General features: G+C 61.2%; 18 protein-coding genes and 2 pseudogenes. 2 read left to right on the plus strand and 18 right to left on the minus strand.

Translation table 11 applies throughout. The features are described 5' to 3' along the window. Nucleotides 1–67: 67 nt before the first annotated feature. Both C5689_RS03685 and C5689_RS03690 read left to right on the plus strand, forming a co-directional pair. Complete coding sequence (locus C5689_RS03685) at nucleotides 68–1,252, plus strand: acyl-CoA dehydrogenase family protein (RefSeq protein WP_108915919.1); 1,185 nt, start codon at nucleotides 68–70, stop codon at nucleotides 1,250–1,252. A 155-nt stretch (nucleotides 1,253–1,407) separates the two neighbouring features. After that, nucleotides 1,408–2,241, plus strand: a complete 834-nt coding sequence (locus C5689_RS03690) for an OmpW/AlkL family protein (protein WP_108915920.1) — start codon at nucleotides 1,408–1,410, stop codon at nucleotides 2,239–2,241. A gap of 71 nt (nucleotides 2,242–2,312) precedes the next feature. On the opposite strand, the gene C5689_RS03695 is transcribed toward C5689_RS03690, so the two are convergent. The 18 genes and pseudogenes from C5689_RS03695 to C5689_RS03775 all read right to left on the minus strand — a co-directional run bounded on the left by C5689_RS03695 (nucleotide 2,313) and on the right by C5689_RS03775 (nucleotide 21,809). Next, nucleotides 2,313–4,307, minus strand: a complete 1,995-nt coding sequence (locus C5689_RS03695; RefSeq protein ID WP_108915921.1) for a sigma 54-interacting transcriptional regulator — start codon at nucleotides 4,305–4,307, stop codon at nucleotides 2,313–2,315. Nucleotides 4,308–4,591: 284 nt separating this feature from the next. Further along, nucleotides 4,592–4,708 (minus strand): annotated as a pseudogene (locus C5689_RS19045) (ATP-binding cassette domain-containing protein); the annotation flags it as partial. A gap of 143 nt (nucleotides 4,709–4,851) precedes the next feature. Then, a complete protein-coding gene (locus C5689_RS03705; protein ID WP_108915923.1) occupies nucleotides 4,852–6,039 on the minus strand; it encodes an MFS transporter in 1,188 nt (395 codons plus the stop codon). Next, nucleotides 5,963–6,238, minus strand: a complete 276-nt coding sequence (locus C5689_RS19050; protein WP_370464713.1) for a MerR family transcriptional regulator — start codon at nucleotides 6,236–6,238, stop codon at nucleotides 5,963–5,965. The genes C5689_RS03705 and C5689_RS19050 overlap by 77 nt, the downstream gene beginning before the upstream one ends. Before the next feature lie 45 nt (nucleotides 6,239–6,283). After that, a pseudogene (locus tag C5689_RS19055) lies at nucleotides 6,284–6,421 on the minus strand (MerR family DNA-binding transcriptional regulator); the annotation flags it as partial. Nucleotides 6,422–6,631: 210 nt separating this feature from the next. Further along, nucleotides 6,632–7,717, minus strand: coding sequence for a chorismate synthase (aroC, locus tag C5689_RS03715; RefSeq protein ID WP_108915925.1), 1,086 nt, complete (start codon nucleotides 7,715–7,717; stop codon nucleotides 6,632–6,634). Nucleotides 7,718–7,827: 110 nt separating this feature from the next. Beyond that, a complete protein-coding gene (locus C5689_RS03720) occupies nucleotides 7,828–8,676 on the minus strand; it encodes a class I SAM-dependent methyltransferase (protein ID WP_108915926.1) in 849 nt (282 codons plus the stop codon). A 20-nt stretch (nucleotides 8,677–8,696) separates the two neighbouring features. Further along, nucleotides 8,697–9,197: an aromatic-ring-hydroxylating dioxygenase subunit beta gene (locus tag C5689_RS03725; RefSeq protein WP_108915927.1), complete on the minus strand. Its 501-nt coding sequence runs from the start codon at nucleotides 9,195–9,197 to the stop codon at nucleotides 8,697–8,699. Between the two features lie 26 nt (nucleotides 9,198–9,223). Further along, entirely contained in the window at nucleotides 9,224–10,474 is a 1,251-nt protein-coding gene (locus C5689_RS03730; RefSeq protein ID WP_108915928.1) for an aromatic ring-hydroxylating oxygenase subunit alpha, read from the minus strand. A gap of 248 nt (nucleotides 10,475–10,722) precedes the next feature. Then, nucleotides 10,723–12,198 carry an MFS transporter gene (locus C5689_RS03735; RefSeq protein WP_108915929.1) on the minus strand — a complete coding sequence of 492 codons (1,476 nt, stop codon included), beginning with the start codon at nucleotides 12,196–12,198 and terminating at the stop codon, nucleotides 10,723–10,725. 261 nt (nucleotides 12,199–12,459) lie between these two features. After that, complete coding sequence (locus C5689_RS03740; RefSeq protein WP_146188311.1) at nucleotides 12,460–14,868, minus strand: TonB-dependent receptor; 2,409 nt, start codon at nucleotides 14,866–14,868, stop codon at nucleotides 12,460–12,462. A gap of 88 nt (nucleotides 14,869–14,956) precedes the next feature. Beyond that, nucleotides 14,957–15,826 carry an alpha/beta fold hydrolase gene (locus tag C5689_RS03745; RefSeq protein WP_158271739.1) on the minus strand — a complete coding sequence of 290 codons (870 nt, stop codon included), beginning with the start codon at nucleotides 15,824–15,826 and terminating at the stop codon, nucleotides 14,957–14,959. A gap of 162 nt (nucleotides 15,827–15,988) precedes the next feature. Beyond that, complete coding sequence (locus C5689_RS03750) at nucleotides 15,989–16,942, minus strand: LysR substrate-binding domain-containing protein (RefSeq protein WP_108915932.1); 954 nt, start codon at nucleotides 16,940–16,942, stop codon at nucleotides 15,989–15,991. A 106-nt stretch (nucleotides 16,943–17,048) separates the two neighbouring features. Continuing rightward, a complete protein-coding gene (locus C5689_RS03755) occupies nucleotides 17,049–18,362 on the minus strand; it encodes an FAD-dependent oxidoreductase (RefSeq protein ID WP_158271740.1) in 1,314 nt (437 codons plus the stop codon). A 37-nt stretch (nucleotides 18,363–18,399) separates the two neighbouring features. Then, nucleotides 18,400–19,137, minus strand: a complete 738-nt coding sequence (locus C5689_RS03760) for an enoyl-CoA hydratase-related protein (protein WP_108915934.1) — start codon at nucleotides 19,135–19,137, stop codon at nucleotides 18,400–18,402. Beyond that, nucleotides 19,134–20,267, minus strand: coding sequence for a zinc-dependent alcohol dehydrogenase (locus C5689_RS19060; RefSeq protein WP_108915935.1), 1,134 nt, complete (start codon nucleotides 20,265–20,267; stop codon nucleotides 19,134–19,136). The genes C5689_RS03760 and C5689_RS19060 overlap by 4 nt, the downstream gene beginning before the upstream one ends. Then, nucleotides 20,213–20,917, minus strand: a complete 705-nt coding sequence (locus C5689_RS03770) for an ABC transporter permease (RefSeq protein ID WP_244594574.1) — start codon at nucleotides 20,915–20,917, stop codon at nucleotides 20,213–20,215. Before C5689_RS03770 ends, C5689_RS19060 begins: the two co-directional genes overlap by 55 nt. A 103-nt stretch (nucleotides 20,918–21,020) precedes the next feature. Further along, entirely contained in the window at nucleotides 21,021–21,809 is a 789-nt protein-coding gene (locus C5689_RS03775) for an ABC transporter ATP-binding protein (RefSeq protein WP_108915937.1), read from the minus strand. Between the last annotated feature and the right edge of the window lie 16 nt (nucleotides 21,810–21,825).

The raw sequence follows: 21,825 nt of genomic DNA on the forward strand, positions 1-21,825 counted from the left end.
TCGAAACAGATTCGTCGATCGGAACTGCGCTTCGATCCGCAATGACAGAATAAGTTGAGGCACGAAAATGTCGGAAGTCAACAGAGCAGAAGCGTTCGAACGGCTCGATCGCGTTATCGAGACCGTGATCGCCGGCAATGCGGAGCGCAATGACGAGAAGTCGCTGTTCCCCGCCGAGAATCTCCATGCGCTCGCCGAAGCCGGATGGACGCGCGCGCTGGTCTCGCCGGAATATGGCGGGCTCGGACTCGATCATACGGCTTTCGCGGAGGCCGCCTATCGCATCGGACAGAAGGACGCCTCGACGGGCCTCGTCTATGTGATGCATGTCGGCGCCGCGCAGACGATCAATCTCTATGGCGCGCATGATCAGAAGCTGCGCTGGCTGAAGCCGCAGGACGGAAAATATCTGCTCGGAACCTACTCGACCAGCGAGCGCGCCTCCGGCGGTCACTGGTGGTATAATTTCTCGCAGGCGTCGCGCGACGGCGATGATTATATCGTCAATGCGGAAAAATCCTTCACCACCTCCTCCGGCAAGGCGGATTACTACATCACGCAGACGCGCACGCCGGACGCGCGCGATCAATCGGATATCTCCTTCTTCATCGTGGATGGGAAATCGCCGGGCATCACGCCCGGGCCGTGGAACGCGCTCGGCGTGCGCGGAAACCATTCCGGTCCGATCCGCTACGAGGGCGTGAAGGTCGCGCGGAGCAATCGTCTCGGCGAGGAAAATCAAGGCAAGGAGATCATCTACAACGGCGTCTCGCCGGTCTATCTGATCGGCCTCGGCGCGGTGTGGGAAGGGGTCGCCCGCGGCGCTCACGATACGGCGGTGGGACATATCAAGAATTCGATCCACAAGGACACGAGCAAGCGTCTCGCCGATTATCAGGCGATCCGACAGGAGCTCGCCAAGCCGAAAGTGCTGATCGAATCACTCGGACCCTGGCGGCGTGAGCTCGCGGCGGGGCTCGACGTGCTGTGGTTTTCGGGCAAGCCGCAATCGGAGCTGCTGATCGCGCTCACCGAATTCAAGGTTCATGCCTCTGAGACCGCCAATCTCTCCGCCGCGGCCGCGCTCACCGTCACCGGCGGCTACGGCTACAAGAAGGGCGCACTCGAGCGCTATTTCCGCGACGCCCGCGCCGGCATCGGCATGGGGCCGTCGAACATCATCGCGCGCGACTGGATCGGCAAGACTGCGGTCGGCCTGCCGCTCGAGCTGTTCTACGAAGGCGGCGAATAGAGCGCTTTCCGATCGAACGGAATCGTTCGATCGATCAGAATTCGCTCCAAATCAAGAAAAGCCGGAGCAGTTTTCGATCCATTCGGATCGGAAACTGCTCGAGCAAAAGGCGCCTTCGCCTTTCGTTTCGTTTCCCTGCATTTCGAGGAAAGAAGATGAATCTCCCGTACCGCGTCATCGGTGCGGCGAGCGCGCTCGTCTGCGCGAACGCCGCCTACGCCGCCGATCTGCTGTCGCGCGCGCAGCCGCAACCAGCAACGATATCCTCCGTCGATTATCAGCCCTTCCAGATCAGGCTGCGCGCGACGGCGATCGTTCCCGACGGCGGCTTTTCGGTTTTCGACCGCTTCGGAACCGTGCCGGCCGTCACCGGCATCGCAGCCGGCGTTCCCGGCGGCCAGATCTTCGGCGCCGGCGTTCACGCCTCCACATCGATCATTCCCGAGATCGATCTCAGCTATTATTTCGACGAGCATTTCGCCGTCGAGACGATCGCCGGCTATACGCGGCACACTCTGACGGCGACGGGCTCGCTCGCCGGCATTCCGGTCGGCGCGACCAATCTTCTGCCGGTATCGCTGCTCGGCCAATATCATTTCACCCAATTCGGCGCCTTCCAACCCTACATCGGCGTCGGCGTCACTTGGGCGGTTCCCTATGGCTACAGCCCGGGCAACGGCTGGACGCCTCTCGGCACCGCGCTCGGCTTCACCGGCTATGATTCGGTGCGCGCTCTGCAGATCGGAACCTCGGTCGGCGTCGCGGGACAGATCGGCTTCGATTATATGATCACGCCCAACATCGGCGTGAATGTCGATCTGAAGCGCATCATGGCGGAGCCGACCGCCTATGCGACGATCTATAATTCCGCGCTCAATCAGAACATCTATGTCAAGGTCAAGTCGAACATCGATCCTTGGCTCGCGAGCGTCGGCGTCACTCTGCGCTTCGGCGGCGCGGCGACGCAGCCGATCCTCGCCAAATATTGACGCGAAAGCGCCTTTCGATCGAATGGAATCGTTCGATCGATCACACGCCGAGCCAAAAGCGCGAGGCGCCGTCAGGCGCCTCGCCAAACGGCGCCTTCGATCGAGACGCGCGCGGGCAACTGGCCCGCGGCGAAATAGCCGTCGGCGATCGACTGCTGCTGGCCGATGACATGGAAATCGAGCGGCTTGGGCTCGAAATCGAGCCGGTGCAGATAATGTCGCGCCACCTGCCGGTCGAGATGCAGGCATCGCGCGACGGCGCCGAGCTCTTCCTCGGCGCGCTCGCGCGGCGTCGCGCCGAGCGCGCGGATTTGGGCGAGGATCGCGTCGACGATCTGCGGCTGGCCGCAAGCGAAGTGTCGGCGCGCGACATAGAATTGATGATTCTCGACGAAGCCGGAGCCATCGAGGAGCACATGAGTCTTGCTCCCCATGCGCGCGGCGCTCAACAAAGGCTCCCAGATCGCCCAAGCGTCGATGGCGCCCTCGCGCAAATCCTCGAGCAGATCGAGCGTCGGAGGGACATAGACGGGCTCGATGTCGTCGCGCGATAGACCCCGAATGTTGAGCGCGGTCGTAAGAAAATGATCGGCGTTCGACCATCGGCTCAAAGCGACGCGCTTGCCTCTCAGATCGTCGATCGAGCAGAGGCGCGGATCGGCGACGACGAGGGCGACATCGGTCGGGGCGGGAGATTCATAGCCGACATAATAGAACGGAACGCCCATCGCGAGAGCGAAAACCGTCGCAGCCTCGCCGGTGACGCCGATGTCGATCTCGCCGCGACCGATCGCGTCGAGAACAGCAGGCCCGGCGCTGAACTCCCGCCATTCGGCCCGATAGCCGAATGGACGAAGATGTTCGTCGAGCGAGCCGAGCGCCCGCAAGGCCGCAAGCGTGCCGAATTTCTGAAAGCCCAGCCGCACGATGTTGGGCGCGCTTCGCGCCGGCGCCCGCTTCTCCTCGCGCGCTTTCTCCGGCCGATTTTTCTTGCGCGGCGCGATGACGCCCATATGGCCGAGATGGGTGCGCAGCTCGTTGCGGCTCATGCCGAGCCGCTCCGCGGTGTGGACCTGATTGCCGCGCTCGAGATCGAGAGCGACCGAGACGAGGGAACGGGTCACGCGGTCGAAGAGGTTCTTCTCGCCTTGCGCTATCGCGGTTTCGAGCAGGCTGCGCAGGCGCGTCTCGAAATCGGCGACCTCTTCCGCATGCGGCGCGTCGAACGCCTCGACGATCGGCACATCGCTTATGCGCGCCTCCTGCGTCAGCAGCAGCGCATTGTGCAGCACATTCTCCAGCTCGCGAATATTGCCGGGCCAATGATAGGCGGTCAGCTTCGCGAGGGCTTCGGGCGCGAGCACGGGCATCGGGCGGCCGAGCTTCGCGCCATAGAGGCGCAGAAAATAATTGGCGAGCGGCTCGATGTCGCCGCGTCTCGCGCGCAGCGGCGCGATATTCACGGTCGCTATGGCGAGTCGATAGAAGAGGTCCTTGCGGAAGCTCTTCGCGGCCACCGCCGCCTCGAGATTCACATTGGTGGCGGCGATCAGCCTCACATCGATCGGCCGCGCCTTGCGCGATCCGACGCGCACGATCTCGCGCTCCTGCAAGACGCGCAGCAGCTTCACCTGCATGGGCGGCGGAAGATCGCCGATCTCGTCGAGCAGCAGCGTCCCACCATGGGCGGCCTCGAACCAGCCGGTCTCGCTTCTCGCGGCGCCAGTGAACGCGCCCTTCTCATGGCCGAACAGCTCCGCCTCGACCAGCGTCTCGCTGAAAGCGCCGCAATTGACCGCGAGGAAGGGACCGTCCTTGCGCGCGCTATTGGCGTGAATGTAGCGAGCGACCAGCTCCTTTCCGGTTCCGGTCTCGCCGATGATCAAAACGGTCGCGTCGCTCGGCGCGATCCGATGCAGATCGGCTTTGAGCCGCAAGGAGACGGAATCCTCGAACACCATGGCCGAAGCCCGGCTCGTCGCTCCGGGCGTCACTCCGGAAAGGGTCTCGATTCCGGTCCTTTTCTTGTCGGTAACGACCACCGAAAAGGAAGAGGGACTGAACATGCTCGGCGCCTCGATGCGTCATTACATTTTGCCCCGCGCCCCGCAGTTTGCTCGGCGGTGAAGGCAATCGGGGTTTCACGGCGGCGCATATGTTGACTAAATTACTAGACAAAGTCAATAAATCTCGAGACGATGGGAGGCGACAGCGTGGGTCGGCACGTCATCGCGGACGCGCGACCTCTATCGTGACGGCGGCGCGGACCTCGCCCGGCTTTCCGCCGAGAGCGATCACAGGGTAGTAGCCGAGACGGAGCGCCGGAGCTCGAGCAGATCGTCCGGCAAAAGGTCGGCGTGTCGAGCGCGGAGAAAGACTCGTCCGTCAGCAGCACGTCCGGCCGCACCGCGAGCGCTCGGGCGAAGGCGACGCGGGGCCTCTGTCCGCTGGAGAACTGATGCGGAAAGCCTCGAAGCCGATGCCGCGCAATGCATCCAGCGCGCAGATGCGCCCAATCGTCACACTGGCCTGGGCGCCGCCAGGGAAGCAATCGCGCGTCCTGGAACACCAGCGCCATCGTGCAATCGAAACGCGGCGCGCCGAATAATGCTAGCCGGTTTCGCCGGGAAGGATTTTCGGGAGCGATCGCTGATCGAGGAGATTTACGCCGAGCGCCGCGAGCGTGCAGGCGCCGAGCAGGATCGCCGCGTCGACGGTGTCGGCCCGTCCGATCCAGCTTGCGACGACTGGCGCCAGAACGAGAAGAGCGCAATTGTTAATCGATTCCGATGACGCCAATACAAAGCCCGCGTCAGACCCAGCTCGGCTCGTCTGAACGGCGGTGTTGGCCGGGGCGGCGAGGCCCGAGGCAAATCCCCAAAGAGCCAGAAGGATAATTGCCGATACGCAGCTAGACTCGGTCGCCAGGAACGCACTCTGCGTGAAGAAGATCAGGCCGATGGCGAAAACCAGCACAGTCTCGGGCCGTCCGGCCCAGGCGGTCAGCCGTCCGACGGCCAGGTTGCCTGCGGCGAGCCCGAGACCGAAGGCAGCGACCGAAAGGCCGATGACGCCGGTGGAAAGACCGTAGCGGCTACGCAGAACCTCGCCGGAGATTAGAAACCCAGCAATCGTCGCGCCGAGCCAGAACCCCTTGGAGAGGTTGGGCCGGAGGATCGCGCCGTCGAGCAATCGGGCCGCCGAGGCTTTGAGCGGACGACTCCGCCGCGCGATGGATGGCGGCAAAATGCGCGCCGCCAGGATGAGGACGGCGATGCAGCCGCAGGCTACGGCAATGAACGGCGCCTGCCAATCGTAGGCGTCGGTCAATAGCCCTGCGAAAGTCGGACCCGTGGCGATGCCGAGGGTCAAGCCCAAGAGGACGAGCCCCATGGCTCCGGCCTGACGTTCTTCGGGAACGGTCTCGGCAATCAGGGCAAAGGCGGTCGGCGTGAGCGCCGCTCCCGCCGCGCCGCCGAGCACTCGCGCGACGATCGCGAAAGAGAGCGAGGGCGCGAAGGCGACAGCCAGCGCATCGGCGGCAAAAAGCGCCAGCGCTGGCAACAACAAACGCCGCCGACCGATCCGATCGCCGAGGAGGCCGATGAGCGGGGCGAGTACGGCATAGGACACCGCGTAGGCCGACACGAGCCAGGCGATATCGGCGGGCTTCGCGGCAAAGGCCGACGCCAATGGCGTCAGCATCGGCGCGAGCATGAATTCAACCGCGCCGACGAAATAGACGGCGAGCGCCAGGGTGGCGAGGATGAGCGAGGGCGATGGGGTTGGTTTCGGCATGGACAGGCGATTCCGATACGTTGATGTCGTCCTGGCTGGAGGCAGCCTTCAGGGTGACGAGAAGCTTCTGGCGGCGCGTTTCGAGATCGGCCATTTGCCGTTCGATCGCCTCTAGCTTCAACCGATGCGCAGCGGCCACCTTCGGACAGGCGGTAACCGCGGCGGGATCGTCGACGATGCAGTTGAGAAATGTCGCGATTTCGTCTGTGGTGAAGCCGAGCCGGATCATCCGGCCGATGCGGCGCACGAAAGCGACGTCGGCCTCGTCGAAATCGCGGTAGCCGTTCTCCTCGCGGGTGGCGCGGATCAGGCCGACCTTCTCGTAATGACGGATGGAGCGCACGCTCGCCCCAGTCCTTTTTGCAACGTCTCCGATCTTCATCCGCCCTCCTGCCGCATGGTCTAGCCCCTGACATCAATGTCAGGGTCAAGCACGAAAGTGAGATTTACCGCACGACGGAGAAGCACTGCGCCGCAGCGCGCAGCGGACTTGCGCATCCGGCGGGCGCGGCTCGCGAGAGGGTGGCTTCGTGGCTGTCTGTCGATATATGCCGGCTCGCCGCGTGACACCGAGTTCCCAGCGCTTGCGACGCTATCCGACTTGGCCACGATGCCGCAGAAACTGATCGGCGAGCACGATCGCCATCATTGCTTCGCCGACCGGCACGGCGCGAATGCCGACGCAGGGATCGTGCCGGCCTTTCGTGACGATTTCCGTGTCTCCTCCGAGGCTGTCGATCGTCAGCCGCGGCGTGAGGATCGACGACGTCGGTTTGACCGCGAAACGCGCCACGATCGTCTGCCCGGTCGAAATGCCGCCCAGCACGCCGCCGGCGTGATTGGAAAGAAAGACCGCTCTGCCGTCATTGCCCGAACGCATTTCGTCGGCGTTGGCTTCGCCCGAGAGTTCCGCGGCCGCAAAGCCCGCCCCGATTTCAACTCCCTTGACGGCATTGATCGACATGAGGGCGCTCGCGAGCTCGGCGTCGAGCTTACCGTAGATCGGCGCGCCCCAGCCTGCAGGAACGCCTTCCGCGATTACCTCGATCACGGCGCCGACGGACGAGCCCGCTCTCCGCGCCTCGTCGAGAGAATCCTCCCAACGCCGCGCTGCTCGTGGATCCGGGCAAAATAGCGAATTTCTCTCCACCTCGCTCCAATCGAAACGCTCGCGATCGATTCTATCCGCGCCGATCTGCACGAGCGCTCCACGAATCGATACGCCCGCGACGACTTTGCGGGCGACCGCGCCCGCTGCAACGCGCGCGGCCGTCTCCCGCGCCGATGCGCGTCCGCCACCGCGATAGTCACGAATTCCGTATTTCGCATCATAGGCATAGTCTGCATGACCGGGACGGAATTTGTTCGCGATCTCGTTATAGTCTTTTGTGCGCTGATCGGTGTTGTCGATCATCAGAGCGATCGGCGTGCCCGTCGTCACTTGCCGGCCGTTTCCGTCCGTGAAGACGCCGGAGAGAATTTTCACGTCATCCGGCTCCCGCCGTTGCGTGGTAAAGCGCGATTGGCCGGGTCGACGTCTCTCGAGCGCATGTCGAATCTCCGCCGCCGTCAGCTCAATTCCCGGCGGACAACCGTCGACCACTGCGCCGAGCGCCGGCCCATGGCTCTCGCCGAATGTCGTGACGCGGAAGAGGTGGCCGAAACAATTATGAGACATGCAGACCTCGGCGTTCTAGCGCATACTCGATCTCGTCGCCGTTTCCGCCACGCGGTCGAAGCATGAAGAGACGCCCCGTCGCGCAGCTCCGCGATCCGAACTGGGGCCGTTTAGTTTCGCACCGGAGGGCGCTTTCTCAAATGCAGGTGAAGAATACGAACGCCTTCCAGTAGGTAGCCGTCGTCCTCTGCGACATTCCGGAGATCGCGGTAGAGCGCTTCTATTTCTGGACTGGTCGCGAGTCCAAATTCTCGCAGCCGATCTCGAATCTGAACGAACGAACGCCAGATCAGGCTCTTTTGACGCGGGGTCCTGAGCGCCGGTTGTGTGAACTGCGCCGCTTCGATAGCGACGTCCATGTTCTGCACATAGGTCCAGAGCGGCTCCGCGCAATTGAATTTGACGTTGATTCTCTCGCCCAGCCTTTCGAGCAGCTCGACCGACCGGGGAACGGAGGGGTGATGGGGAATCGAAAAACGGCGTGTCGTCGGCTCCTCGATGACAATCGAGCCGTTGTCCTTGCATAGCGACAGGACGTTCTCGAAAAATGTCGTCCAGTTCGTGATATGCGCGAGAACGAAGCGACAGTAGACGACGTCGAACGCTTCTCCGATATCCAGCGTGGATGTCATATCATGGCGGATAAAGCGAATATTGTCGATCCCGCGCTCGTCTCGCCTCTGGAGACAGACGTCGATCTGAGCTTGCGACTCGTCTATCGCCACGACAGCTCCGCTGCGTGACCTGACCTGATCGGCGAACCAGAACGCCATTTGGCCATGCCCGCATCCGATTTCCAATACGGACCGCGCATTGTCGGGAAGCTGGCTCGTGATGAAGTCTCGACTCGCGGGGTCGTATAGCTCGGTCAATATCTCCAATCGCTCTCGATCGGCGTAGCCGACATCGTGGATATAGGCTTCGCTCTCGTCCTTCGAATAGCTGTCTTGGTTCTGCATGGCGTTCTCCGAGAAAGGTCTCAGATGATGATGCTGATGCGTCTTTGTTTCGAGATGGACTCATGGTCCAATTGCACCGACCGCTCACGGATTCGAAACTCGGATTCATGCGGGACGAGCCGATATTTGGCGCTGCCGACGAACTCCCAGGATTCGTGATTTCGAAATTGATAGACGACGAAATTCACTCTCACGACGATCTCTTCGGTCGCAGAGGCCAAAAATCGCAAATTGGACACCAAGCGACGCGTACGCGAGCGCGGTTGCTCCATCCAAGTCGACGCGCCCGCGAAATGCCGAACGCGCGCCCGCAGTCGCTCATAATCGTCCAAGATCAGGCAGAGGGCTTGCTCAGGCGCGCTTTCGGCCGCGCGCTGCAATGGAGCGACGATGTATCGCGCCTCCGGTTCAAAAAGCTCGAACCAGTCATCGAGGCGCCATTCGTCGAGCAGGTCCGCTTCCAAGGCGAGAAAGGAGGTGATGCGGCTTACGATATCCGGAACAATCGGGACTGCGCTCATATAGGGAACGACGAATGTTGCTGTCATTACGGCTGCTCCACATAATTGGCCCATTCGCGCCAGAAGGCTCGGTTCTGCTCTTCATCTGTATGTTTTGTCGTGCCGACGCTCATGCCACGCGAGAAGTCGCTGTAGCCGATGCCCGCATGTGCATATGAGCGCTGACAGGATTCCAGAATTTCGACGTCGTCGGGCGTTCCGAAACCGCCTGGCCCGATGAAGGATATCAGTGCGCTGACGCGCATGGCTCTTTCTTCCGGCGTGTCATTCGAAAATCCGGCACCCCAGACGGTCACTTCGACCTCGTCGGGAGACGTCGGGAAAAAAGTCCGTATGTTCAAGCCGAGTATGTCGTTGATGACCAGATTTGGAAAAACGAAGAGGCTGCGGTTGGTATGAGCCATGTCCTCCGCGCGTCCTCGTCCGACACGAGCGACGAGATCGTCGAACTTTTTATCGATCGCTGCTTTCATGTCGGCTGGGAATAGGGGGCTCCAATAGGCGATGGGCCGTCCAGTCGAAGGCGGACCGCTCTTTATGACGCCATGTCCGCCGCCGAGAGCATAGCCGACGCCGCTGCGCTTGTGCGAGTTCGGATCGGTTCCGAGCGAATCGAGAAGCTCGAGAAATCGTTTGTGCGCAAATGGCAGATGATAGGCATCGACGCCGTTTTCAGCGAGGAGCTTCCAATTGGCTCGGATGGAGTGATGAAGATGTTCGGGCAGAACTTCGACGGATCCTTCGGACTGATCGCAGACGAGGTCTATGTATTCCTTCGCGCCCCCGAGATAGGAGGCGAGGCTCACCAACGGTTCGCCGAAGTTGATGAATAGAAAGCCGCGATAATCATCGAGCTTGATTTGCGGCAAGGAAGGCTCGGGCAGCCCTTCGCCGACACGTCCATACGCGGACCTTCCCGGCACGCCGGTGAGCGCGCCCGACGTATCGTACATCCAGCCGTGATAGGGACATGCAAATCGATTGGCGGTTCCTTTCGCGTCCGTGCAGACGACGGCGCCGCGGTGCGCGCAGGCGTTCAAGAACGCGAGCGGCGCCTCGGAAGCTACGTCCCTGACCAAGATGACGGGGCGACCGCCGATCTTGCGCGTGAGAAAGTCGCCGGGCTTTTCCAACTCGCTCGCATGACCGGCATACAGCCAGCATTTATCGAATATTCGCGTCAGCTCCCGGCGCCAAGTATCCTCACATACATAGACTTGCCGATGCACCCGAAAAAAATTCCTATTGTCTGTCTCGACGAATTGCCGCGTCGTCATTCGAGTCTCCCGAGAACGATGCCAGGGCGAGCCTCTATTCTTGTAGCCGCATCCATAACCGAGCAACAATAAAGCTCGACAACGAAATAAATATTACAATCGTTAAAAATAGCAATATAGAATTTTATTATACGACACATAACAATTTAACTGCCTCGTAATTCTGCGATGTCATATCGACAAGCCAAAAGCGTGTATTATTCTATAATTGTGCATCAGAAAGAATAAGGCCTTTCGGCCGGCGCGCGCTAGCGGATTTTCTTGCTGGGCGTCGTGCCGAGCTCGACGAGCCTTGTTTGCGTGAGAGCGACGGTTGCGAGCGCGGCAATGACGAGGCAACCCGAAATAGCGATCAAGGACACCACCAATGCGAACGAGATATTTTCAGCGATGGGCTCATGACCGGCGATCGAAAAAAACAATCCGCCGACGATGGCGATGCTCAATGCGGAGCTGATCTGCAAGGTCGTGTTGATGATGCCGGATACGAGCCCAGACCATGCCGTGTCGACTTTGCCGATAATGGCGCGAACGAGGCTCGGCAACGCTGTCCCTTGCCCAAAGCCGATCGCGAACAGTGCAAGGCCGCGAAGCGCGTGATCGAGCGACTGGTCGGTTCGCCAATTCCAAACGACAAACGCTAGGCCCAGCATACCGATCGTCTCGACAGCGATTCCTAAGGGAGCCGTTCGCGGGCCGAGCAACCGGCCGGCATAGGGGCTGAGCAGCGGAGCGAGAAAAGAGCCGACGCCGAATGGGAGAAAGACGAGCGCCACGTCTCTCGGAGATTCTCCGAGCGCAGTTTGCAGATAAATGGAAAAAATAAGGAAAAACGAGCCGATGGCATAGAAGAAGAGGGCCGCCAGCAACCCCAGGCCGAAGCCGGGCAATTCCATGACGCGCGGATCGAAAAGCGGAGTTCCTCCATCTCGCAGGAGTCGCTCCTCATTTCGCAGGAACAGCGATCCGGCGATCGGCGCCGCCATCAGTAATAGCAGGGACCAGAGCGGCCAGCCTCGTTCACGACCTTCGATCAGCGGCGTGACGACGAGAGCGAGCGTCAGCGCAGAAAGCAGGACGCCGAAAATATCGAGCCGCGGTCGACGTGGATTAGACGCCTCGGGCAAGAGAAGCCCCGAAATGAGAACGGCCGCTGCGATCGGCAGATTGACGAGAAAGACGATCCGCCAGCCGAGACCGAAGACATCGGCCGAGACCAGGAAGCCGCCCAGGATTTGTCCGCTCGCCGCGGCAAGTCCGAGCGTCGCGCCATAAAGACCCAGCGCGAGCGATTTTTCTTCCGGTGCGAAAATCACATTGATGGACGCGAGCCCTTGGGGAACCATCAGCGCGGCGCCGAATCCTTGGAGAACTCTGCCCGCTACGAGAATGCTGGAACTGGGGGCCGAACCGCATATCGCCGATGCGCCGGCAAAGCAGGCGAGTCCCGCCAAAAAGATGGTCCGACGTCCGAAAATGTCTCCGAGCCTACCGCCTGTGATAAGGAACACGGCATAGGTGGTCATGTAGCCTGAGACAACGAGTTGCAAATCGGCGGGCGTCGCGCCGAACTCCTCCTTGATCGCCGGAAGCGCGATATTGACGATAAAAAAATCGAGTGGCGACAGAAAAACGCCCGTGAGCAGCACAGCGAAGCGGAACCAACGCCACCGCGCGTGAGCGACCACAACTCCATTGCTGCGGCTCTGTTGTTCGAGCGACATTTCGCGGGACAACTCGACAGGGGATGGGCAAAAGCGCCGTTTCTAGCTATGCCGATCACGGTCGCATTTGGCAATGCTCGTTTCGTTTATGCGTGAGATCGCTCCCGCTAATGCGTCTATCGCTCGGAAGATAGATTCCGGGCCGCGATCTTTTCATTCGCGAGCATGCAATCGCCGTCGAGGCCCCCGCGCAAGTCGACGAGGCTCGGAGCGATTACGAACACGGCCTCGGGGACGAAGAGTCGCACATCGGCGTCGCGTTCAAAATTTCGCTTTCAGCGTGAATCCGGCCATGATCGGATCAGCAGGCGTGCCGATCACTCCGCCAGCGGTAAAATTCGGCGACACGGTAGTGAAGTAGTGCTTGTTGGTCACATTGTGGACCCACCCCGACAAATCGACGCTTTCATCGTCGAGCCGAATTCCGGCGTGCAGATTGAGCAGACCGTACGCGTCGATGACGCTGTAGATCGAATCGTCTGGAACCGAGAAGAATTTCGTCTGGTAGGAGAAGTCGGCTCCGAAATAGGCGATCACCGATCTTTCGATCGGATCGAGCACGTGTCCGATATCGTGCGCATATTCGCCGCCGGCGGCGAGAGCCCATCGCGGCGTCAGGGAGATCGGGCGGCCGGTCAGGCTGCAAGAGCTCAAGAATGCGAGTTCGAATCGGCAAGGCGCATTTTCAAACGAGTCGTAATAGGTGTGATCGTAGGTGACTGAACCATAGGTCGTCAGCCCCTCGATGAGTTTTGCCCGCAGATCGAGCTCGAACCCTCGGGAGATCGCCCTCTTGGCGTTGGAAAGATAGGTGATCGGCCGAGCGCCAGACGTATCGGTGACGTTGGTGATATAATTCCGGTCGACCATGATGAAGGCTGCAATGTTCGCGAGCAGTCGATGATCGAAGAAATCAGTCTTCAATCCAATTTCAAAGTCGTCCAATTCCTCGGGCCGCACCGTCGTAGCGGCTGTCGTCGGAAGGTTGGCGACGGGATTTGGACCGCCGGCGCGTCCTCCACGCGCGTAGGTCGCATAAGCGAGCGCGTCGGGCGAAATCTTATAGGAGGCGGAGGCGAGAGCGGAAATCAATCCTTGTCGTGTCGTGGCGTAGAATTCACGATCTGCGCCGATCAATCCAATTCGCGCGGATCGCGCGGTGGCTTGTTGCGCCGCGGTCAGCCCGTCGAGGCTGTTGGCGGCAAACTGGTACTGTCGAAATAATGTGCTCTTCGCGGTATAAGAGTAGCGAAGACCGAAGGTGAAATCGAGATCCGGCGTCGCATGCCAGACGGCTCGCGCATAAGGCGCGATAACATGACTGACTGGATTGTCGTAGGACTTGGAGGCGAGGTTGTTGAGCGCGATATCGTTTAAGGCCTGGGGATTCGCCGCCGAGCCGTACCATGCGCCCGCAGCTGGGCCATAGCTCGAATATCCCCAGTCATAGAGCTGCTCGAATAGATAGAAGAGGCCTGCGGTTCCCTCGATGGGGCCGTTGGCGGGCGTCGATACTTTGAACTCTTGCTGCAGGGATCTTTCAGCGATTTGATTGTTCGAGTTGGTCGTCCGCACCGGGGCGAGAGCACTGCTCGTCTGGTTCAGCGGATCGAAGCTCCACCCTCGGAAAGACGTGACCGAGGAAAATTCGTAGCCGCCGAGCTTGTAGTCGATCACAGCGGCCACTCCATAGCTCTGCTGCGTGTTCTGCAGATAGCCGGAAATATCGCCCTTGTAGCTGTCGATATTGTAGAACGATGTCGGCGCATAGTTCAGCCTCGCCAGGCGGGCGTAGAGATTGTTCGGAACCGCCGCGCCATTGGCGTAATTCGCGACGACGCCGTTCAGCACATTCGGGCAACACGCCTGATTGACACGCGAATAGTCGGCGATCAGACGTACGCTGAGGTCGTTCGTCGGCTGGAACAGGATCTGCGCGCGAAAGCTCTTGTTGTGCCAGTCATTGTATTTTTGGCCGCTGTAATAGCTGTAGACGTATCCGTCGCGATCGGCGCTGACGAATGACAAGCGGAACGCCAACTTGTCGCTGTCGGCGATCGCACCCGTCGCCGATCCGCGAACCTGAATGTTGCCATAACTTCCATGAGTGACTTCGAGCTTTCGTTGTGTGTCGAAGCTCGGCGACGCCGTGTTGAGATAGACGGCGCCGCCCGTCGAATCCATCCCGCCTCTCGTTCCTTGTGGCCCTTTTAAAACGTCGACGCCAACGAGATCGGGAATATCGAATATCGCTTGGCCTGGCCGAGGTTGCAATATGCCGTCGACATAGACCGGCACGCCGCCGAAGATTCCGTCGGTGGCGACGGAGGTCGACGAACCGAACCCGCGAATATTGACAGTCAATGAGCGAACGTCGGCGAAGCGGATCTGCAAGCTCGGCTCGAGCTTTTGCGCCTGCAGAAGATTGCTGATCTGCAACGCGTCGATCTGCTGCTTCGTGATGACGGTCGCGGCCTGCGGCGTCGTTTGGAAAGCGGTCGCTTGACGCTCGGACACGTCGGCGGTCGATTTCGGCGCGCCGACCACCACATCTGGAACGCGCGCCTCCTCGGAACGAAGCGTCTGCGCGACGCTGGTGACAGTGAAGGGGAGGCAAAGCGGAATAGCGGCGATAAGCGATTTTCTCATCATTCCCACTTTCTGACGCAAACATCGTAAAGCAACGCTACAGATTACGTAAACGCTCAGGCAACGCTGATTCTTCTTATGAGTGGCATATCGAAAACGGTGGATGCTTTCATCCGCGCGGAAAGACGCGCTCCGCAAAGCTCAGCAGCTGCGCGTTGAACGCCGGCGCGTCCTCGTAGAACGGCGAATGGCCGACATCGGGCAGCTCGAGGAAGGTTGCGCCGCGAATATGTTCGGCGGAGGCGCGCGACGCGCGCGGGTCACAATGGCGATCTTTCTCGCCGACGATGAACGCGAGCGGCAAAGAGAGCGAGGCGATGAAGTCATGGGGCTGCTGTGGTCGTCCAACGATCAGCCTTCGAACGGACGGCGGCTGCGTCATATTATAGGCGAGCATCTGCGCGAACTCCTCCGGCGATGGCGGCGTTGCGAAGCAGCTCGAAAGAAAGGCGATCGTTCCGGCGATATTAGTGGATAGATCGTCTTCGAGCATCAGCGGTAGGCTCGCGGCCGAAGCCGCGCTCGTCCATTCGCTGCTTCGGCGCCACGACGATCCCACCAATTGCGCGCCGGCGAGGCTCTCGTCGCCATATTCTTTGAGGTAGTCCCAAACGACGCGGCCTCCGAATGACCAGGCGACAAGAATTGGCCGCGCCGCGCCGACCGCAGCGGCGACGGCGCGTAGATCATGCGCCCAGAGCCGATTGTCGTGGTAAGCGTTACGATCGAGAGGTTTGTCCGACGCCCCGTGACCGCGAAGATCATAGGTGATCAGATGATATTTTTCCGCGAGACGTTCGTCTCGTACTTGCCGGATGAAGGCGAGACCGCTCTGCGCGAAGCCATGGACAAAGATGATCGGCGGTCCTCGGCGATTGCCCCACCGCCGCACGACGATTTGCACGCCGTCCGAGCTCACGACATGCGATTTGTCATATTCGAATGGTCGAGGACAAAGACTCGGATAAGCGCTGGTCATGGCCATGAATCGATAGAGGTCCCGCAATCGGATCTCGCCGAGATATCTCTCCTCGGCGACACGCTCACGCTCGAGGAATCTGAGGCGATCATATGATTTTGGAAATACGGAATTCGGTTATTCGTCGAATAGCCGAATCGGCATGGTCGGCTTTCCGCGTGGTCAATCCGAGCCTGAATTATCTCCGAGCCGCTCGACGAGATAGTCTCTCAGCCGCATGGTCGGCGAGGACGGAGACGAGCGAATTGAATAGAGCGCTATCTCGACATCGGGAAGCCGCGGGAATCCGTCGCTTTCGTCGAGACGCCGTAGTCGATCGTCGATCGTGCTCGCTTTGAACACCCCTACGCCGAGGCCTTGTCGCACGGCGGCTTCTATGCCGGAAACGTTCGAATTCACATGGGCGAGACGCCAGGGAACGCCACTTTGTTGAAGAGCGGCGATCGCCCAATGACGAAACATGCTTCCAGGCGGAGCAACCGCCAGAGGCAAGGGGGATCGCTCATGTTGATTGTGCTCGGACGATGTCGTCCATACGACCGGCTCGCGACGAAGCACCTGTCCCTGGCTCGTGCCGGCCGGCTCCATGGCGATCACAATATCGAAATGGGCGCCGATGCGTGTGAGCATCGAACTCGGCATACCGCCATAGAGCTCGACATTGACGCGTGGATGCGAACGACAGAATGCGCCGACGAGCGGCGGCAGAATGTTGGCGACGTAATCGTCGATCGTGCCGAGGCGTACCGTGCAATCGGTTTCTTCGGCGCGGAGCGTGCGAAGCGCTTCGGCGTTGAGCGCCAACATGCGCCGCGCGTAATCGAGCATGAGATCGCCTTCGGGAGTGAGGCGAAAGCCTCTCTGCGGGCGCATGATCAGGCTGACGCCGATAATGTCTTCGAGACGTTTGATCTGCAGGCTGACGGCCGCCTGGGTTCTGTGCAGCGTTCGAGCGGCGGCAGTGAACCCGCCCTGGTCGACGACCGTCACGAACACGTGGAGAAGGTCGTTCTCGAGAATCTGATTGCGAATGACGCTGACGCCATGCGGCCGATCGTCTCGCGCCGGAGTGAGCGTCGGATTTCCGTTTCGACGAGGCTGTAAGCTCAGCGACATGCGTCAGGAACTCCCGATAGTAATCTATTATATCGATGGTTTTAATAGATTTGCAAGCCGCTTTTTTTTCGGCCGAAGCCCGGGACTTGGAAACGGCCCGAAGCGCTCAGGCGAGTTGCGCCAGCCCGAGATTGGCGGCCAGGCGTCGACGCAGGCGGCCGACAGGCGGGGCGTCGAACCTGCCGCCGGTCAGGTCGAAGGCGTGGGCGGCCGCGGCTCCCATCGCGATACACGGGCCCATTACGCGAATGGAGGACAGCGCGAGCGCGTCGCCATCCACACATCGGCCGACGGCGAGCAGGTTCACGACCTCGTCGTGAACCATGCAGCGAAACGGAATCGTATGAATGTGCTCCTCATCAAAGGCCTCGAAATAGATTTGGTCGAGACTATTGTGGAGCTCGATCGGCCATGCGCAATGGGCGATCGCATCCTCGAAGATCGTTCCGGCCCGCACATCGTCCGCGCTCAGCTGACAGCGACTCTTGAACCAGCGCGTCTGGCGTGCGCCGAGCGCGCCATATATGCTTACCACGGCGCGAGAAAAAGCTTCCGGAAATTCAGCCCGAAGAAAGTCGAGGGCGAGGTCCATCTTGTCGTGACCGACGGCGACCATCTCACTTGCATGGATGGGATCGAGAGGCGTCTCTACATGCGTCATATTGACGAGCGTCTCGCCCGATCCCGGGGCGGTGAATATGAAGGCGTCGCTTCTGTCCAAGCCATAGGCGCAGCCTTTGGCGACGAGGCGCGATCGCAGGGTCGCGCGATCGATCGCCGCGAGCGCCTGCTCATCGACATTGCGAAGGATGCCGTTCTGCGATCCATAGATCGGCCCAGCGGCGGGCTCTCGCGTAGCGAGGCCGCTCATCCAGGCGACAGCGGCGTCTCCTGTCGCGTCGACGAAGGCCTCGGCTTCGATGCGCAGTATCCCGGCGCGCGTGGCCACGGAAATGGAGACTAGGCGCTCGTCTTCGACGCGAGCGTCGAACAGCGCCGCGCCGAGAAGCGGGGTAACGCTCTCGCGGCTCGTCGCCCGCTCGATCCAGCGTTGTAGAGCGACGCTATGGTAGTGAACGACGAAAGAGTTGTGGCGGCTGCGAAGCAGCATGACGTCGCCGGTCTTCCCGAGGTCTGCGAGTATCTCGTCGGCGATGCCGAAGACGATTTGCCGTGGCGTTGGTCCATTCGCATAGAACCCGCAAAATGTGTTGATCTGCGCTGCGACGGACTGACCGCCGAGCGATCCGCCCGCCTCGACCAGAACGACCCGATGCCCGAGTCTCGCCGCTTCGAGCGCGGCGGATACGCCGGCGATTCCCGACCCCACGACGCAGAGGTCGGTCGTCAAGACGCGCGGCGGGGCGTCACGGAGATTGCGGCGAATGATCGTGCCAGCGTCGATGGCGCGTGTCGTCACAGGAGGCAAATTCCCTTGTTATCGCCGAGCCGGGCGCTCATCTGCCGACGAATTCGGGTGCGCGTCCCTCGGCCATCGCGCGTTTGCCTTCGGCTGCGTCCTGACTCGTGCGGACCGCAGTCAGGTCGCGCGTCGTCCGTCCGAGTATCTCCGATGGGCTCTGCACGAGCACATGGTCGGTCACAAAATGCTTCATCGATTGCATGACGAGCGGAGCGCGCGTCGCGACGACGCGGGCGATTTCGAGCGCCGTTTCCAGATGCTTCCCTCGCGGCGCGAGACGGTTGACGAGTCCGGCTTCATAGGCGCGGCGCGCCGAGATAGGCTGCGACAACAGCAGAATTTCCATCGCGATCTTGTGCGGAATGCGCGCTGCGAGACCTGCGGCGAGGCCGCCCCAGGCCCCGTGCGTTCCTTCCGGATAGCAAAAGTTCGCGCTTTCGTCTGCGACGCAGAGATCCGCGAACATATTGAGAGTGAAGGCGCTGCCTCGACATTCGCCGGCGACGGCGGTGACGATGGGCTTTTTCGTAACGATTCCGATCGTCGGCATACAGCGCCAGAGCTCCGTTACCGGGACATTCGGATCGGATCCGACGGAAAAATCGTCGCCGACCCCGGTCAGCACCGCAACGCGGCCATCGGACGCGTCGAATTGGGCGAACGCCTCTTGCAGTCCACGGACGACGTCGATGTCGATGGCGTTTCGTCGCTCTCGGCGATCGATCGAAATAACGACGACATTTCCATGGGAGGCGATCGAGACAGCGGTCATGAACTTCTCTTTCGAACAACCGGCGAGAGAATGATTTTCGAGGCCCGACGCGTCCGCGCCAATTCCAAGGCCTCGACGCCGCGATCGAGCGACATGCGATGCGTGATCATATGGCGAAACCGTTCGCCTTCGGTCGCGAGGCTGTCGAGCACACGCGGCCAGACATTGCGCGGAGCGCGTTGCGTGCCTCGGATTTGATGTCTTTCGCGCACGAGGCGGGTGAGATCGAGCGAAGCCCGGCGCGGGTGTATCCCAGCGACGACGAGAACGCCTTCCTTGCGCAAGAATGTGAGGCTTTGCTGAACCACCTCCGGAACGCCGGTCGCCTCGAAAATGATATCGAATTTCTGGCTTGTGAAGCGGGACGCCAAAGCGGTTTCGAGATCGCCGTCGCCAATGTCGACAAGGTCCCAAAATCCGAGAGCGCGCAGCGTTTCGAAACGGAGGGGATCGTTCTTCCCCACGACGACGACCTCCGCGGCTTCGGCCATGCGGGCGTAGAGGGCGATCGCCTGTCCGATCGTTCCAGGACCGATGACGAGCACACGATCGCCGCGCGTCACTCCGCCTTTCAGGACGGCTTCCTGCGCGACGGTCAATGGTTCGGCGAGCGCTGCGAGCTCGTCGTCGACGCCGTTCGGCGCCTCGAGGCAATTGACGACAGGCGCTGTGATCCAAGGCGCGAAGCCGCCGTCGGCGCTTGTGCCCTTGGCTGACCGACGCTCGCAAGATTCGGCTGCGCCGCTCAGGCAATGCGCGCAACTTCCGCATGGGGCGGAAGGGATTACGGCGACGAGCGCGCCGGGCGCCAATCCGTTTGCGTCGCCGGCGACGTCGATCACGCGTCCCGCGAATTCGTGCCCGAGCGTCAGCGGAAGCAGCGGCGCCATGAATTCATAGCCGCCGCTCCATTCGAAGATATGCACGTCCGTCCCACAAACGCCGGCCGCAGTGATTTCGATGAGCGCCTCGCCTGGGCGCGGGACCGGACGGGGAACCTCGCGAAACTCGACTCCGAAGCTCGGCGCTGTTTTTTGGAGAGCTTTCATGAATGACGATCCGATGAGCGAGCGGGTCAACGCCAGCGCAAGAGCGTGCGTTCGAGCGCTGCGATCACCGCCCCTGCACATGTTCCGAGGAGAGAGATTACGAGAACGCCGGCGAGGAGCTTCTCGGAGTCCATGATGTTGCCGGCGGCGAGAATATAGGCGCCGATCCCATATTGTGCGCCGATCATCTCGGCGGCGACGAGGAGCACCAGGCCTGTGGAAACGGTTATGCGTGCGCAGGCCAACATGGCTGGGAGGGCGGATGGCAACACGATCTTGACGATGATCGACAGGCGATCGAGTCCAAAGCTCTGGGCCATGCGTATGAAAGGACGCGGCGCAGCGTCGACGGCGGCGCATACGGACACCGCCATAGGAAAGAAAACGCCGAGCGCAATCGTCGTTATTTTGCTGGACTCCCCAATTCCGAGCCAGAGTATGAAGAGCGGCAGCAGGGCAATCTTGGGAATGGGGTATAGGGAAGAGATCGCGGCGTCGCCGATCGCTCGGCACCAGGACCAGAGTCCCATCGAGAGCCCCACGCTCAGGCCCGCGAGGCTCCCGATCGACCAGCCCAACAGCAGTCGAGTGAGCGATTGGCCGATATGGATCGCCAAATCCCCTTGCGCGAGCTCGCGATAGAGTGTCTCGAGCACGTCGACCGGCCCCGGCAGCAGCAGCGGATCGATCCGCCCCGAGGTCGATCCGGCCTGCCACGCTCCGACGAGCACAACGGCAAATGCCGGAGCGAACCACCGTTTCGGCGTGATCTCGAATCCGCCGCCCCGGAATCGCACCGTGCTCGGAACTCCGATCGCTGATGGCGTATGGGCTTCAGACATCGGCTCGTTCCAGGGACAGAAGCTCTCGATCGGCGTTGCGCGCCTCCGATCGAAGCAGATTCCAGATGTCGTTCTGCATCGCCGACAATTCGCTCGCGACATCGGGGCGGCGGCGCTCGCTTTGCGGAATTGCGACGTCGACGATTTCGCGGACGCGGCCCGGCCGTCTCGAGAGCACGACGATCCGGTCGGAAAGCCGCACCGCCTCGTCGAGATTATGGGTGACGTAGAGGATCGAAACGCGGTCTCGCAGCCACAGGGCGAGGAACTCCTCCATCAGCAGCTCGCGCGTCTGCGCGTCTACGGCGGACAAGGGCTCGTCCATGAGGAGGAAGGCAGGACGAGCGGCCAGCGCCCTGGCGATGCCGACGCGCTGTTTCATGCCGCCCGACAATTGCTTCGGATAGGCTTTCGCGAAGCCGCACAAACCGGTTCGATCCAACACTTCCTCGATGATCTCGGCCTGCGCCTTTCGCGATAGCGGCCGACCCTCCAGCGCCAATGCGACATTGCCGGCCACGGTCCGCCACGGCAGCAGCCCGGCGTCCTGAAAAACGAAGGTGAAGGGGTTGAGGCTCGCAGCCGGCGGAACGCCGAGCGAGACAGCCGATCCTCGGCTCGGCGCGATGAGGCCGCCGGCGATCGCCAGCAGAGTCGACTTTCCGCAACCAGAGGGACCGATGACAGAGACGATCTCGGATTTTCGCACCGCGAACGAGACATTGTCGAGAACGGTCAACGACCCGAAGTCGTGTCCCAATCCTCGAAGCTCCAGTTCCATTGCGTCCTCCCCGAGG

Origin of the sequence: Methylosinus sporium (genome assembly GCF_003113265.1) — a bacterium.
Lineage (GTDB): Bacteria > Pseudomonadota > Alphaproteobacteria > Rhizobiales > Beijerinckiaceae > Methylosinus > Methylosinus sporium.

Coding starts and splice junctions, on each gene's coding strand:
- C5689_RS03730 (WP_108915928.1), bottom strand. CDS start 10,474: ATGACGACGCGGCAATTCGTCGAGACAGACAATAGGAATTTTTTTCGG.
- C5689_RS03735 (WP_108915929.1), bottom strand. CDS start 12,198: ATGTCGCTCGAACAACAGAGCCGCAGCAATGGAGTTGTGGTCGCTCAC.
- C5689_RS19060 (WP_108915935.1), bottom strand. CDS start 20,267: ATGTGCAGGGGCGGTGATCGCAGCGCTCGAACGCACGCTCTTGCGCTG.
- C5689_RS03725 (WP_108915927.1), bottom strand. CDS start 9,197: ATGAGCGCAGTCCCGATTGTTCCGGATATCGTAAGCCGCATCACCTCC.
- C5689_RS03750 (WP_108915932.1), bottom strand. CDS start 16,942: ATGTCGCTGAGCTTACAGCCTCGTCGAAACGGAAATCCGACGCTCACT.
- C5689_RS03685 (WP_108915919.1), top strand. CDS start 68: ATGTCGGAAGTCAACAGAGCAGAAGCGTTCGAACGGCTCGATCGCGTT.
- C5689_RS03695 (WP_108915921.1), bottom strand. CDS start 4,307: ATGTTCAGTCCCTCTTCCTTTTCGGTGGTCGTTACCGACAAGAAAAGG.
- aroC (WP_108915925.1), bottom strand. CDS start 7,717: ATGTCTCATAATTGTTTCGGCCACCTCTTCCGCGTCACGACATTCGGC.
- C5689_RS03775 (WP_108915937.1), bottom strand. CDS start 21,809: ATGGAACTGGAGCTTCGAGGATTGGGACACGACTTCGGGTCGTTGACC.
- C5689_RS03745 (WP_158271739.1), bottom strand. CDS start 15,826: ATGACCAGCGCTTATCCGAGTCTTTGTCCTCGACCATTCGAATATGAC.
- C5689_RS03705 (WP_108915923.1), bottom strand. CDS start 6,039: ATGCCGAAACCAACCCCATCGCCCTCGCTCATCCTCGCCACCCTGGCG.
- C5689_RS03720 (WP_108915926.1), bottom strand. CDS start 8,676: ATGCAGAACCAAGACAGCTATTCGAAGGACGAGAGCGAAGCCTATATC.
- C5689_RS03760 (WP_108915934.1), bottom strand. CDS start 19,137: ATGACCGCTGTCTCGATCGCCTCCCATGGAAATGTCGTCGTTATTTCG.
- C5689_RS03690 (WP_108915920.1), top strand. CDS start 1,408: ATGAATCTCCCGTACCGCGTCATCGGTGCGGCGAGCGCGCTCGTCTGC.